Annotated in this window: 10 protein-coding genes, 1 tRNA gene, 1 other RNA gene and 1 pseudogene; 7 read left to right on the forward strand and 6 right to left on the reverse strand. The window is 61.6% G+C overall.

Annotated features, from left to right (window positions below; translation table 11 throughout):
- Nucleotides 1-170: 170 nt before the first annotated feature.
- The gene (locus RDN59_RS02590; RefSeq protein ID WP_168167380.1) at nucleotides 171-536 is read left to right on the forward strand and encodes a VOC family protein; all 366 of its coding nucleotides are present in this window, start codon (nucleotides 171-173) and stop codon (nucleotides 534-536) included.
- A 64-nt stretch (nucleotides 537-600) separates the two neighbouring features.
- Here RDN59_RS02590 and RDN59_RS02595 read toward each other — a convergent pair.
- Nucleotides 601-689 (reverse strand) — tRNA-Ser (locus RDN59_RS02595).
- A gap of 166 nt (nucleotides 690-855) precedes the next feature.
- On the opposite strand from RDN59_RS02595, the gene ffs reads away from it, so the two are divergent.
- The 6 genes from ffs to recR all read left to right on the forward strand — a co-directional run bounded on the left by ffs (nucleotide 856) and on the right by recR (nucleotide 6,702).
- An RNA gene (gene ffs, locus RDN59_RS02600) (signal recognition particle sRNA small type) lies at nucleotides 856-954 on the forward strand.
- A gap of 81 nt (nucleotides 955-1,035) precedes the next feature.
- Nucleotides 1,036-2,307, forward strand: a complete 1,272-nt coding sequence (locus tag RDN59_RS02605) for an aminotransferase class I/II-fold pyridoxal phosphate-dependent enzyme (RefSeq protein WP_308606459.1) — start codon at nucleotides 1,036-1,038, stop codon at nucleotides 2,305-2,307.
- Between the two features lie 85 nt (nucleotides 2,308-2,392).
- Nucleotides 2,393-2,869 (forward strand): suppressor of fused domain protein, encoded by a 477-nt coding sequence (locus RDN59_RS02610; protein ID WP_308606460.1) that lies wholly within the window; start codon nucleotides 2,393-2,395, stop codon nucleotides 2,867-2,869.
- Nucleotides 2,870-2,901: 32 nt separating this feature from the next.
- The gene (locus RDN59_RS02615) at nucleotides 2,902-5,493 is read left to right on the forward strand and encodes a DNA polymerase III subunit gamma and tau (protein ID WP_308606461.1); all 2,592 of its coding nucleotides are present in this window, start codon (nucleotides 2,902-2,904) and stop codon (nucleotides 5,491-5,493) included.
- Between the two features lie 57 nt (nucleotides 5,494-5,550).
- On the forward strand, nucleotides 5,551-5,931 hold the full coding sequence (locus RDN59_RS02620; protein WP_308606462.1) for a YbaB/EbfC family nucleoid-associated protein: 381 nt from the start codon (nucleotides 5,551-5,553) through the stop codon (nucleotides 5,929-5,931).
- A gap of 114 nt (nucleotides 5,932-6,045) precedes the next feature.
- Nucleotides 6,046-6,702 (forward strand): recombination mediator RecR, encoded by a 657-nt coding sequence (gene recR / locus RDN59_RS02625; RefSeq protein WP_070731493.1) that lies wholly within the window; start codon nucleotides 6,046-6,048, stop codon nucleotides 6,700-6,702.
- Between the two features lie 24 nt (nucleotides 6,703-6,726).
- On the opposite strand, the gene RDN59_RS02630 is transcribed toward recR, so the two are convergent.
- From RDN59_RS02630 to RDN59_RS02650, 5 genes and pseudogenes are all read right to left on the reverse strand, one after another.
- The gene (locus RDN59_RS02630; protein ID WP_308606464.1) at nucleotides 6,727-7,599 is read right to left on the reverse strand and encodes a DUF3800 domain-containing protein; all 873 of its coding nucleotides are present in this window, start codon (nucleotides 7,597-7,599) and stop codon (nucleotides 6,727-6,729) included.
- A gap of 137 nt (nucleotides 7,600-7,736) precedes the next feature.
- Complete coding sequence (locus tag RDN59_RS02635) at nucleotides 7,737-8,516, reverse strand: glutamine amidotransferase (RefSeq protein WP_308606465.1); 780 nt, start codon at nucleotides 8,514-8,516, stop codon at nucleotides 7,737-7,739.
- Entirely contained in the window at nucleotides 8,509-9,798 is a 1,290-nt protein-coding gene (locus RDN59_RS02640) for a MurT ligase domain-containing protein (protein ID WP_308606467.1), read from the reverse strand. The genes RDN59_RS02635 and RDN59_RS02640 overlap by 8 nt, the downstream gene beginning before the upstream one ends.
- 411 nt (nucleotides 9,799-10,209) lie before the next feature.
- Nucleotides 10,210-11,376, reverse strand: a pseudogene (locus RDN59_RS02645) (DNA polymerase III subunit epsilon); the annotation flags it as partial.
- Between the two features lie 98 nt (nucleotides 11,377-11,474).
- Complete coding sequence (locus tag RDN59_RS02650; protein WP_308606469.1) at nucleotides 11,475-13,328, reverse strand: hypothetical protein; 1,854 nt, start codon at nucleotides 13,326-13,328, stop codon at nucleotides 11,475-11,477.
- Nucleotides 13,329-13,612: the final 284 nt, after the last annotated feature.

The raw sequence follows: 13,612 nt of genomic DNA on the forward strand, positions 1-13,612 counted from the left end.
TTCGGATCGATCCCCGCAAATGGTGCCTTTACTTTGGTTCCTTTGCTTGAAGGCTTCACGTCATCGCATGAAGAATCCAATAGCCTCGATTTCTAAAACCGCACACGTGCAAAGGGGATTTGGAATAATCGCAACAAATCTTTGGTCCAGCGAGAAAGGTTATGCCAATCATGCGATTTGATCATTTGACACTCTTGACCCGCAATATCGAAGCCTCATGGGAGTTTTACCATCAACTTCCAAACTCCGAAGTAAAGCCGTTGTCTGCTGAAGAAGGATATTTTGAAGTGTCGTTTGATGACAGCGTAATTGGCGTATTCGATTCTTCAGTTTTTGCTTCAGCCACTAACACGAGTCCGGCAACCCCCGGCGGAGCCGTAATCCAATTCTCTGTCGAGGACGTCGACGAGTACTGGAGCCAACTTCCAGATTCCTATCGTGAGGCTTCTGCCTCACCCAAGAAAATGCCATGGGGTTCTTATTCCGCCTACATTTCGGATCCAGACGGAAACATTCTGGAGTTCTATACGTGGTGAAATCGGCCCCACCTGTGCATAAAGAAGAAGTCCCCCGGATGATGACATCCGGGGGACTTCCCAATGGCGGAGGATAGGGGATTTGAACCCCTGAGGGATGTGACTCCCGCACGCGTTCCAGGCGTGTGACATAGGCCGCTAGTCGAATCCTCCGCTGGAAAACATTACATGAGCCCTCTAATGAAGCAAAATCGCCAGGTCAGGGCGAAAAACTTAAGAATTTAGTGGCTTGAGGTGGGGAGTGCGCGTGGAAACGGAGTGGGAGCTGGGTGGTGGGGGAGCGGTTTGGCGTCGACACGCAAGGCGCGCTAGGCTAGACCGCAGGATTCCGCGTGGCGTCCATCCTCTGAACTCCCCCAGGGCAGGAATGCAGCAAGGGTCAGGAGGCTCTGGCGGGTGCGCGGGGTCCCCTTTTTGTATGTATGCCATCACACGGGGGATGTGACGGGGCGTTAGTATGGTTGCCATATGCCCGCACTACGTCCCGGAAGGAAGACGGATGTCTCTTCTTAATCTTGAAAAGTCCGAGCTTGATGAGCTTGCCGCGCAGGTGCGCAAGGACTATGAGGCCCTCAAGGCTGAGGGGTTGGATCTTGACTTGACCCGCGGTAAGCCGTCCAAGGCCCAGCTTGATCTGTCCAATGATCTGCTCGTCCTGCCGGGCCGCGGTCACTACACCGATGCCGCCGGCAATGACCTGCGCAACTACGGCAACCAGAAGGGCATCAAGGAGCTGCGTGATCTGTGGGGCAAGCTCACCAACATGGATCCGGAGCTCCTCGTCGCGGCGGATTCTTCCTCCCTCAACATCATGTATGACCTCATCCTGTGGGCCTACACCTTTGGCACCAACAGCTCTGAGAAGCCGTGGTCCAAGGAAGGGACCATCAAGTGGCTCTGCCCCACCCCGGGTTATGACCGCCACTTTGCCATCACGGAGTCCTTCGGGTTCGAGCTGGTTACGGTACCGATGGAAGAAGATGGCCCGGACATCGAAGCAGTGGAGGAACTGGCCAAGGACCCGCAGGTTAAGGGCATGTGGGTCGTGCCGATGTTCTCCAACCCTTCGGGCGCTGTCATTTCGGAAGAGAAGACCCGCCGCCTTGCAGCGATGGAGACCGGCGCACCGGACTTCCGCATCGTGTGGGATAACGCTTATGCCGTGCACACGCTGACCGAGGACTTCCCGGAGGTTCTGCCGATTCTGGAGATCGCGGAACAGGAAGGAAACCCGGACCGCTTCTGGGCTATGTCTTCGTCGTCGAAGATCACCTTCGCCGGTTCCGGTGTGAGCTTCTTCGGCTCCTCCGAAGACAACCTCGAGTGGTACTTGGAGCACGCCGGTATCCGCGGCATTGGCCCGAACAAGATCAACCAGCTTGCGCACTACGAGTTCTTCGGTTCGGCCGAGGGCGTGCGAGCAATCATGCGCCGCCACGCTGCGCTGCTGGCGCCGAAGTTCGAGGCGGTTCTTCGCATCCTGGATAAGAACCTCACCCACCATGAGATCGCGGACTGGACCCACCCCAAGGGCGGTTACTTCATCTCCCTCAACGTGATGGACGGCACCGCGACCCGCGTGTGGGAGCTGGCCCGTGACGCCGGTATTCTCCTGACCCAGGCTGGCTCTGCCTTCCCGTACGGTGAGGACGCCAAGGACCACAACATTCGCCTGGCGCCATCCCTGCCGCCGCAGGAAGAAGTCGAGGCAGCGATGGATGGCGTGGCCACCTGTGTGCTGCTCGCCGCACTAGAGAAGCTGGGGGCATAAGGCAATCAACTCCGACGAGACGGCCTACTGGCTCGACCAGATCATCCCGGCTGACCTCGAGTTCAGAAACGTCGAGGGGCAGCGTTTGGGCTTAGCCTCGCTGGAGGGTAAGCAGTCCCTCGCGGTTACGTGTGGCTTCGCTGATGTCGATACCGGGCTGGCGCATGCCGAGCAGGGGATTGATGTGCGCTGCGAGCTGCTTACCGTTGCACGCACCGGCCAACCGGAGGTTGCCGCTGCGGTGAGCGCTGCGGCAGCGTTGCTCACGGAAGCCGCAGGCTTATTGCCCGCGCAACCGGGCCTGCTCTTGCCCAAGCTCTTTGCCGAAGACGATGAGCGCTTCGCCCACTTGAACGTGCGCCACGGCATGCTCATTGCCCCGTACCTGTGGGGCGGCCAGACCCCGCAGGTGGCGGAGGAGGGCCGCCTAACGCTGGTGTGCCAGTTGCTCATGCTGAGCGACGCCGAGTATGCCTATGCCGTCGAGGAAGGCGTGCCGGCGCTGCAACAAGCGGTGGCTGAACAAGGCATCGATCTGTTGGATTGGCAGCGCTCGGAGTGACGTGTCGGGATGAAACGCTACACTGACTAACCGTGGCTCTTTACCGGAAATATCGTCCAGCAACCTTCGCGGAAGTGGTAGGCCAAGAGCAGGTCACCACGCCTTTATCCGCTGCCCTCGACGCAGGGCGCATTAACCATGCGTACCTCTTTTCCGGCCCGCGTGGCTGCGGAAAGACGTCGTCTGCGCGCATCATGGCTCGCTCACTGAACTGTGAGCAGGGGCCAACGTCAACGCCGTGCGGGCAGTGTGACTCTTGCGTCTCGCTGGCCCCGGGTGGGCCGGGCAACCTCGACGTCACGGAGCTCGACGCCGCCTCCCACAACGGTGTGGAGGATATGCGCGAGTTGCGTGATCGCGCCTACTACGCGCCGGCGGAGTCGCGCTACCGTATCTTCATCATCGATGAGGCCCACATGATTTCCGCCTCAGGCGCGAATGCTTTGCTCAAGGTTGTCGAGGAGCCACCGGAGCACGTGATCTTTATCTTCGCCACGACGGAGCCGGAAAAGATCATCGGCACCATCCGTTCGCGTACCCACCACTACCCCTTCCGCCTGCTGACCCCGCCGGCGATGAAGGGGCTGCTGGAGCGCACCGTGGCGTCGGAGAACGTCCACGTGGATGACACCGTGTACCCCATGGTCATCCAGGCCGGCGGCGGTTCGCCGCGTGATACGTTGTCCATCCTGGACCAGCTGTTGGCGGGTGCCGGCCCCGATGGATTGACCTACGAGGTAGCCCGCCCGCTTCTGGGCGTTACGGACGTGGGGTTGTTGGATAATACGGTGGATGCCCTGGCTAGTCAGGACAAGGCGGGGCTTTTCCGGCTTGTCGACGATGTCATTGAAGCCGGCCACGAACCTCGCCGCTTTGCCATCGACCTGTTGGATCGCTTGCGGGATCTGATGATCCTGCAAGCCGTGCCTTCCGCATTGGAGGAAGGTCTGGTCTCGGCGCCGACTGATCGCGGGGAGGTCCTTACCGCCCAGGCGCAGCGTTTCTCCGGTTCGCAGCTGGCTTACTTGGCGGAAACCGTCAACGAGCGCGTGTCCTCCCTGCGGGGTGCGACGTCCCCGCGCCTACTTCTAGAAATCCTCTGTGCCCACCTGATCGTTGGCTCCGCCCCCGCGTCGGCAGCTGCCGGTCAGGTACCCAGTGCCTTGCCGCAAAGTGCGGGGGCACAGCCTTCCGCACCCGCGGGGCAGAGCTCCGCGCCTGCGCAGCGCCAGCAATCTGCGGTCGCCAGCGCTCAGGATCCGGCGGCCGCCGCCGCGGCCATCATCGCGCAGCGTCGCAGCCGTCAGGCAGCACAGCAAGAAGCTCAGCAACAGCAATCACAGCAGTCCGAAAGGACTCAAGAAGCAGCCCCGCAGGCGCAGCAGACCCCAGCCCCCGAGGCCACGCAGCCCCAGGCGCCGGAGCGCCCTGCACAGTCGGAAGCGCAGCCTGAGCCGAAGCCAGAGCAGCCTGAGCGCCAGCAACAGGAACAACCACAGCAAGCGGAACAGCCGGAACAACAAGAACGGCAAGAACAGGCTCAAGGACAGCCACAAGAACAGCATCCTGAGCCCGAGCAGCCTCAGGAGCCAGCCGTGGAGATTCGCGGGCGTTGGGCTGACCTGCGGGCGACGATTGGGCGCCGCAATAAAGTCGCTGAAATCATGCTCGCCGAAGCCCGTGTCCTCGGCGTGCGTGATGACACCCTTGTCCTTGGACACACCACCGGCGCGCTGGCAGAACGTATCAATTCGCCGGGCACCAATGAAGTCATCGTGACCGTCCTCAAGGAGGAGCTCAACCGTAACCTGAAGGTCACTTGTGTCATTGGTACCGACCCGAAGGCGCACGGTTTCACGGTGGCTGAGCCAGTTCAGCGCACCCAGTGGAACCCCAACCAACCACAACGTGAGGCCGCCGAACCCGACGAGGAGGCAGAGAGTCCGGAGACTCCGTACAACGCTACTGATTCGCACTCTTCCGAAACTGCGCCAGCTTCCGCGGCCGCAACAGGATCTGAAGAATCAGAGAAGCCCAGCGAGTCCGAGGCGAAGGAACCCAGCAACGCTAGCGATGACCCGTGGGGCACGCCGCGCCGGATCGGGCAGCAAGGTCCGTCGTCTAAAACGACGACGGAGCAGCCGCGTGAGGCCGATGAGTCGCAGCCGCCGGCAGAACCGCAGCGACCGGACGTCGCCCCACGCGGGGCGACGGTGCCCCCAAAGAGGGAGGCCCGTGGTAGCCAATGGCGATCACGCATCGCGCAAGCGAGCCAAGTAGCGGCCCAGCGCGATGAGGAATTTGCCAGGGTTCCCAAGTTTGGCAACGGCGTTCCGCTGCCACCCGAGCCAGGCCCGGAGGACGGCGAATTCGAAGCCCCACCGGAGGAGTACGGTCCGCCGGCAGGGGCGAGTGGGTCGTCGGAAAGCGCAGGCCAAGCGCCTGCCGCGCCGCAACAGCCTGCGCCTCAGCAAGCTCCCGCTCCGCAGCCGGAATATACCCGCGCGGATGAGGAGCGCGAGATGATGGAGGCCGCGCAGAATGCCGGCGAGATGGACCACCGCAATGCCACGGAAGTCGCGATGGAGCTCCTCGCACAGGAGTTGGGAGCGCGGCGGCTCTAGCGTGGCATCTGTACACTTGGCCCGTAGTGAAAATAACCGTGTGAAAGGATTATTAGCATGACTGAGAACGACCCGATGCAGCAGGCAAATGACATGAACGAGATCCTGGCGCAGGCCGCCCGCGTCCAGGCTGAGCTGGAGAAGGCTCAAAAGGAAATCCTGGCCGCCACCGTTGAGGGCAGCGCTGGCAATGGCCTGGTGAAGGTCACCATGACCGGCGGCGCTGAGCTGGAGAGCGTCACCATCGACAAGTCTGTTGTGGACCCGGAGGATATCGATACTCTCCAGGACCTCATCGTTGGCGCCTTCAAGGAGGCCCACGCTGCTGCGGGCCGCCTGGCCCAGGAGAAGATCGGCCCGCTGTCCCAGGGCATGGGCCAGTCCCAGCAGAACTACGATGGTCCGTCCTTCCAGGATGTCTTCGGCGGTAACCAGTAAACCGCGCGTTAGACTTAAAGGCCGTCGTTGCTCTCTTCGTGGAGGGCGGCGCGGCCTTTTGTTGTGTCTCCAGCCGCTAGGGCTGAGGGGATTGTTGAGTGAGGGGAGCATTGCGTGTTTGAAGGACCTCTGCAGGATCTCATCGATGAGTTCTCGCGCCTGCCGGGTATTGGCCCGAAGTCAGCGCAACGCATCGCCTTCCATGTGCTGCATCAAGACCCAGAGGAGATTGACCGCCTCCAGAAGGCGCTGGGAGCAGTGCGTGATGGGGTGACCTTCTGCCGCATCTGCTGCAATATTTCCCGCGAGGAAGTCTGCCGCATTTGCATCAATTCGCAGCGCGATGCTTCCACCATCTGCGTGGTGGAAGAGCCCAAGGACATCCAGGTTATCGAGCGCACCGGCGAATACGATGGCCGCTACCATGTGCTGGGTGGCGCGCTCGACCCGCTGGCGAACGTGGGCCCGAAGGACCTCAACATCTCGCAACTACTCCAGCGTCTCGGCGGCGTACTACCGGACCGAGAGCTGGCGGATTCCACCCCGGAGAAGCCGCTTTACGACGACTCCCCGGACATCACCGAAGTCATCCTCGCCACCGATCCCAACACCGAAGGCGAGGCCACCGCGGCCTACCTCGTGCGCCTGCTACGAGACTTCCCGGGACTGAAGATCACGCGCCTAGCTTCCGGCATGCCGCTGGGAGGCGACCTCGAGTTTGTCGATGAGCTGACGCTTTCGCGTGCGTTGAGCGGCCGCCTAACGGTTTAAACCGGCGCTTCAGAAAATAGAGAATTAACCGTTGAACTTTTTCTCCAGAGCTTCCATATCGGTAGGACTCATGGGGATTTCGGTTGTGGAAAAACAACTGCGGTAGCTGCCAAGATGATTCGCATAAACGTCCCGACCAGTGCCCGCAGCACGAATCTTGCTGTGGGGACTACTCGCATGGGCTAGTCTGTTTCCGAAATACTTGATTGCCCAGTCGAAATCCTTGAAATCTGGGTCATATTTGTAGGCTGAAATTCTTCCAAGTAGGGCACAGAACCAATCTGCGCACTGAACTGTTTGGTAAAGATGGCTTTCTACTTCGAGCGGTGGTTCAAGGAGTTTGTCTGCATCTTGGTGGGAGAACATAAACGCGGCGCTTGATGCGAAGATATCCATACGTTCTTTGGGCCCCTGCTTGTCGAGCACCATGAGATGCCGTTGGTTTTCAGCTAGCGACCAATTGACACGCCGAATAAGTTGTTTCATGGCGTGGTCATAACGTGATCGTTCGTCTTCGCCAGTATCTTCGTTGGTGCCCCGTGGCTTTTCTTGGCCGTAGAAAATGATTTGTGCGTTGAGTTTCTCAAGTGTGTTGAGTACGCGGTTTATCATGCTTCGGACTTCACGGTATTTCTTTACGTTCTGTGTCGTCAGAAGCGCGGCCCCTTTCTTTTCCCAGCGTTCTACAGGGCGACCTTTCGCGATGACCTTAGCGTCAATTTCGGCTTTGAGTCCGCGTTCTTTAATTCTGCGAAATGCTCCTGAGAGCTGCCGAATATTGTCGGCTGGGATAATGAACCCACCAATTCCAAAAACGGGGTGAGTTTTATAATTCGGATCGGTGCGGGAGACGTAGGCCCCGTTATGTCCAAATTCGTCAAAATATCCGATGTACATCTTCCCCCCTGGATACGCGAAAGCTCGTGTTGTTCACACGAGCTTCGGAAGCGGAGCACCTTGGTGCGTCCGTTGCTTACTGTACCGTGTACCGAAGATTCTGGTCAATAGGTTCAGTTAGTTACTTCTGTTGATATCTAGCGCTGCGAGCGCGGCGGCTCCGAGGCGTTAAAGCGCTCGGTGCGCAGCTGATCAATGGCGGGGATGTTCAAGGGCTCAAGTTCGCTGAGCGCGACTCCCATGGCCTTGGCCAGCAGCAGGTCCGCCAGCTGCGGGTTGCGTGCCAGGACCGGACCGTGCATGTAGGTGGCGATAACGCTGCCCTGCACCGCGCCCTCGGCGCCGCGCTGGACGGCCCTGTCGGAGAGGTCCAGGATGGCGGCGGTATCCGCATTGCCGGTTCCGCGCGTGAGCGTTCCCAGTGGTTGGGCGGCAGGCCCCAGGATGGTGGCGCCCATGTGGTTCTCAAAACCGGTGAGTGGTTCGGTGAGCTCAGCGGTGATGCCGGCCTTGGTTGGTTCGGTGGCTACCTCGCCGATGGCACGCTCGGCCATGGAGGCAGTGGTGGCGTCGATAAGCCCCACGCCATCCACCACGCGACCGGACGCACGGAAGGACTCGCCGAGCACCTGCAGGCCTGCGCAAATCGCCAGAATTGGGCGCTTCGCGGCCGCCGCACGGGTGAGGCCACCGTCAGCGATGAGGTGCTCCGCGGCGAGGATCTGCGCGGTGTCCTCGCCGCCGCCCAGGGTGTAGACGTCGAGGGACTCCGGCACTGGCTCACCCAGCTTGATGGGCACGATCTCAGCCTCGTGGCCGCGCATGCGGGCGCGCTGGCGCAGCACGAGGGCGTTGCCGTCATCGCCGTAGGTGCCCAGGATGTCGGGGAGGATGAGGCCAATCTGCAGGCTAGTCATTCGAGTGCTCCTTTGCTGCTGCGGCGGTGAGGGCCTTCTTCAGATCACGGAAGGCGGTGTAGTTGGCCAAGACCTCGATGCGGCCTTCCGGGCAGGATTGAATAGCGGTGAGGGGATCCGGAATGAGCTCGTGCGAGATATCTGCGTAGACCAAACGCACGGCCAGATCCGTGCCGCGCTCGCCGGCTGCCTTGACGGGGATGTCTTCGAAATCTTCGAAGCGCACGTCCCAGAGCCAGGACATATCAATACCGTCGGCCACGTGGCCGTTAGTGGCGATGACCAGGCCATCAGCGTCGCGGTCCACCATGGACAGCGCCTCCTGCCAGCCGGCGGGGTTCTTCGCCAGGAGCAGGCGGATGGTGCGGTTTCCTAGCGTGACGGTGGAATAGCGCCCGGCCACATCATCGACGCCTTCCGCAGCAGCGATAGCCTTGTGGCGGTCCACACCGAAGGCCTCCACGGCAGCAGCGACGGCTTGGGCGGCATTGCCGCGATTGGCTTGCCCCGGCAGCGAAAGCTGGAGCTTATCGACGCCCTCTGGGCTCACCAGCCCGTCCTCCGTCACTGCCCAGGTGGGTGTGGGGCGGCGGAACTCACGGCCGTCGGCAAGCGGCTTCACCGCGTGCCAATCTTCGCCCTCGCGCACGATGTGCCCACCGGTGCGCGGGCAAGTGACGGATTCACCCATCCAGCCGGCACCCGCGGAAACCCAGATGACGTTCTTCGCGTCATAGGCTACGGAGGTCATGAGCACGTCATCGCAGTTGGCGATGATGAGCATGTCCGGGTGTGCCTCGACTGCGCCGCGCAGGGCCCGCTCGATCTTGTTAATTTCGCCCACGCGGTCCAGCTGATCGCGGGAAAGGTTCAGCAGCACCAGCGCGGTGGGGTTGAGATTATCCGCGACGTGGGGAACGTGGAGCTCGTCGACCTCAAGTACTAGATGGCTCGCATCTTTGCCGGCCAAGAGCGCGGAGATGATTCCCGCATCCATGTTGTCGCCGCCATCGTTGGTGGCCACGGTGTGTTCGGCGCGCACTGCGGCGGCCAGCATGCGCGTGGTCGTGGACTTGCCGTTGGTTCCGGTGACCAGGATGGCTGGGCGCTGCTTGGCTAGGTTCTGCATGATGGTGGGGTCGATGGCGTTGGCGATGAGCCCGCCAATCATGCCGCCGGCGCCGCGGCCCGTGGCGCGCGAGGCAGTGGTAGCCAGCGTCGCAGCGGTGGTGGCAACCGCAGTGCGCGCGGAGGAGAACGCGCTTCGGAAGTTAAAATTCATGTTCCCCAGGGTAGTCGGGGGACGCTAGCTATCGGTGTTGCGGGAGCGGTTGTGTCCCGAGTTTTGTTGGCCCTGTTGGTTGCCATTACCGCGGCGGCCGCGTCCACCGCGTCGGCGACGCCGACGCCCGTGGTTTCCGCCTTTGTTTCGGTTGTTGTTGCCAGAGCCCTGCGAACCTTGGTTGGTAGGCGAGCCCGAGTGAGCAGGTTTGTCGCCTGCGGAACCCTCGGTTGAAGGGTTCTGGTTCTTCTTATCGTTGTGCCCTTGTTTAGCGGGCTGATGATTACCGGAAGATTTACGGCGGGAGCGACGGCGATTCTTGTTCGTGGAGCGGTTGCGGTTGGACTGCCCACCGGAGCGTCCCTCGCCCTGGCGCTTCCCTGAGTTGCCCGCCCCACCAGATGCGGACTGCTCTTCTGGCTCCGTGGGTTCCTCGATGCGCTCGAGGGCGGCGAGGAAAGCGGTGTCGGACATCAGGGGAATGTTCTTGCGGTGGGCATGCATGGGCTTGCCCACGAGGTCCGTGGTGATATTGCAGACCACCAGGGAAGTCTCCCGGGTGAGTTTTTCCGAGTAGTTGAGCTCTTCCCGGGCGAGTGCGGCAATGATGGTGTCGGGATCCTCGGTGATCTCCGGGGCCACGACGATCTCCATGCCGCGGATGAGCTCCTTGCCGGGCACATACGGACCGGGGTTGTGGTGCTGGCGAGGAGCCTCGGCGGCGTCGACGCGGACGTGGGAGCGCTGCAGCCCAAAACGATCCGCTCGCAGGTCATCCGGTGTGGCGCTGCTGAGTGGGCCGGCGCTTTGCGCGCGGTAGAGATCCACGAGCAGGCGGGTTGCTTCGCGGGAGGTATCTTTTTCTGTTCTCTGTGCACGTTCGACGCTGGCCGTGGGGTCGGACGCAGAAAGGCCGGTGTCACGCGCGACGGCCGCCAAGCGGATGTCGGTGCCCCACACGCTTTGGCGGCGGGCGGTGGCGAGAGTATCCATGATGGCGATTGGGGTGGGGACGTGTCCCACCTTGAAGCGGCGGCGTCGGCCCTTGCCCCGGTTGCGATTGCGCGCGCGGTTCTGGCGGGCAGCGGCGGTCATCGCACGGCGCGCTTCGGAGACGATGAATCCCCAGGTATAAGGGGTGTCGTGGACGATGAGGGTGCGGCCATCAATGAGCCGGTCCAGGGGCTTGAGCAGCATGGAGAAAGACTGCCCAGCCTGGATTTCTTCGACGCTTAACCCGTGGAGGTGCCGCGGTCCGGGGTCTGCGCCTGGGTTGATGACGGCGTGGAATTCCTGGCCGATCTCCCCAGCGGCGTTGAGGGTCAACGCATCCACGGTGAGCAGGCGGCCGGTCGAAGGGTGGATTCCGGTGGTTTGGATGGTCAGCGCCACGTAGGGAAAGGCGGCGAGAGCTTCCTCGCGGGCAGAGGCCCTGTGCTCCCTATCGGTCTGCTTTTTATCTGCCTGGTGGGGGCGCGGGCCCGGCTTAGGGGCGCCGGTGTGTGGTGACGCCGCGGCCGGCGTCTCTGCAGCGCTGGGCTGCGCTGCAGGCTCGGTGGGGCCGGGTGTCGTAGTCATTGTTCACAGTTTAGTACCCAACTGCGAGGAAGCTGGAAAGGGCACACGTGAAGGGGGTTGTCTCCACTGAATCGCGGTGAAGGTAAGCGCGCTGCGGGCTAGCCAAAGTCGATGATGATGACCCAGCCGCCACGGTCGGATTGCTCGGGAGTGGGGTCAGGCTCGCGGCTGGGCTCGGGCTCTTTAGTCGGCTCGGGCTTTCTGGTGGGCTGAGGCTGAGTGGTGGGCTTGGGCTTGCTAGTTGGCTTGGGCTTGGGCTTGGTGGTGGCCGGCGGCGTGCTCGGGCCAGTTGGTTCGTCGTGAGGCGTGGTTCGTTCCTCGCCCACCGGAGTGGTGGTGGGAGCAGCCTTTGACGTGGAGGGCGTGGGTTCAGCCGGTGTCTTCGGTGTAGTCGTCACCACAGTCGGCGACGGGGTCGCCTGAGTTTGTGGGGTGGGGCGGGGCACGTGGATCGGCGGCGTCGTGCGCGGCCGCGGAGTAGTGCTCAGCGGGTGCGTGGTGGTTGGCGGCTCTGCGGAGCGACTGACCTCATGCGAAGTGGTTGATTCTGTGCTGTTTTCGGTGCTCCTAGGGCTGGAACTGGGATCGGTGGTCCGAGGTGTTGTTGTCGGTGCTGTATGCGGCAGGTGATCCGCGTGCGGTGACGTAGAAGCCTCCTCGGCAGCGGGCAGTGGTGTACGTTCCGTGGGCTCAGTGGGCTCAGCGGGCTCCGTGGGTTCTGCTGGTTCTGTAGGCTCTATGGACTCGGAAAAATCAGTCGAGCTAAGCGCTTGCGCAGCGTCTGTATCAGTCCGCTCCTCGGGGAGGTGGGCGTCTGCAGTCACAGTGTCCGCAGTGTCCGCGACGTCGGAGGTTTTGTCCTCAGCGGCGTCAGCATCGGCAGAGTGTGAAGTGGACACAACGAGGGTGTTTTCCTCAAAGGCCGATTCGGCGAGGTGATCGTGGGAAGAACCTGAAGAATTCCCGGAAGATACGAAGTTCGCAGCCCCGCCGACCACGACGGCAACGCCGGCGGCACAAGCTAACTTGAGCCCAGTGCTAGCCGCAGCGATCTTTGTTCCGGTCACGGCAACCGCCCCGGCAGAGTTGAGGGACAGGGCTTGTGCACTCTGCGTGGCAGCAGTACCGGCGGTCTTCGCTGCGCCGGTCGCCTCAAATCCGCCGGCTGGCAGGTTGGCTGCGTGTGCCTTGCCAGTGTTGGCGACCTGCACGGCCGCTGCGCCCGCGGCGGCAGCGATGATACCGGCGGTCCCCACGGCGAAGTGGCTTTCCGGTGTGCCTTCCTCGGAATAGACGGTGAGGGTTGGTTGTCCATCCGATATGAAATATGCACGGGCAACTGCGATGAGTCCCTCGTGATTGAATCCCGCGATGGTGTCGCTCAACCATGGAGCCCGCTCCCGCGGAATAGTGGCGACGAGTTCGTCATCAAGGTGAACCTCGATGGAGCGACGGAAAAAGTGTCGGTTGTTGGTCAAACGCACAAGGAGGTGCGCAGGGTGCGTCGGCAGGGAACTGGACGGGACTGCAAACTCGGTGATGTGCAAGGCGTGCTGGCCACTGAGCATGCCCCACCGCTGAGCCGGGGGAATATTGAGCGGCACGCACAGGCCAGGCTCTGGGAGGAGGACCTCGAAAGCAGGAATGGTTTCTTCCGCCGCATCCTCGCGGAGTGTGATCTCTGCGGTGGCTTGTGGGTTCAGCCCCGCACCGATGATCCAGTCCAGCTCCGTGTAATCAGCGGCTTGGGAGGCGGGGATCACGCCCACGATGTCTTCGTCGTGTTGGACGCGGAATCCAGTACTTGAGTGTCCACTCAAAGTGACGGGGAGATGACTGCTTTCAGCTAGCGATAGCAGCTGCAGGAATATCTCCGGGTTTACGGTGTCAACCGTCAGGCGACGCGGTGTGCCAAACCCGTGGTGAGGAACCACATAGTTAGTGACCGTCATATTGCTCGCCTTCGCTGAGTGGACCACGTCGGATACATGCGGCTGGGCGGGTCTGCCGTGAGCATTGGGAATGCCGGAGCCCGGACTGAAGCGCTGACTAGCCGTACGAAATGTTTGAAAAATCTTTATTGCAGTGCAGTTATGCTGCTTTACTATATCGTTCTGAGTTTTGGCCTACAAGAAAGCGCATTCAGCAGGATATTGTGACCAGGAATTTGCGCACATAGCTTGAAGCTCGGGTGCTGGGAGGGAGGAACTTGCTCCTCCCTCCCTAGCTGCACTGT

Source organism: uncultured Corynebacterium sp., assembly GCF_902489365.1.
GTDB lineage: Bacteria > Actinomycetota > Actinomycetes > Mycobacteriales > Mycobacteriaceae > Corynebacterium.

What these genes read in the sequence shown, in the direction of transcription:
- RDN59_RS02590 (WP_168167380.1), top strand. Translation starts at nt 171, where the DNA reads ATGCGATTTGATCATTTGACACTCTTGACCCGCAATATCGAAGCCTCA.
- RDN59_RS02650 (WP_308606469.1), bottom strand. Translation starts at nt 13,328, where the DNA reads ATGACGGTCACTAACTATGTGGTTCCTCACCACGGGTTTGGCACACCG.
- RDN59_RS02635 (WP_308606465.1), bottom strand. Translation starts at nt 8,516, where the DNA reads ATGACTAGCCTGCAGATTGGCCTCATCCTCCCCGACATCCTGGGCACC.
- RDN59_RS02630 (WP_308606464.1), bottom strand. Translation starts at nt 7,599, where the DNA reads ATGTACATCGGATATTTTGACGAATTTGGACATAACGGGGCCTACGTC.
- RDN59_RS02620 (WP_308606462.1), top strand. Translation starts at nt 5,551, where the DNA reads ATGACTGAGAACGACCCGATGCAGCAGGCAAATGACATGAACGAGATC.
- RDN59_RS02640 (WP_308606467.1), bottom strand. Translation starts at nt 9,798, where the DNA reads ATGAATTTTAACTTCCGAAGCGCGTTCTCCTCCGCGCGCACTGCGGTT.
- RDN59_RS02605 (WP_308606459.1), top strand. Translation starts at nt 1,036, where the DNA reads ATGTCTCTTCTTAATCTTGAAAAGTCCGAGCTTGATGAGCTTGCCGCG.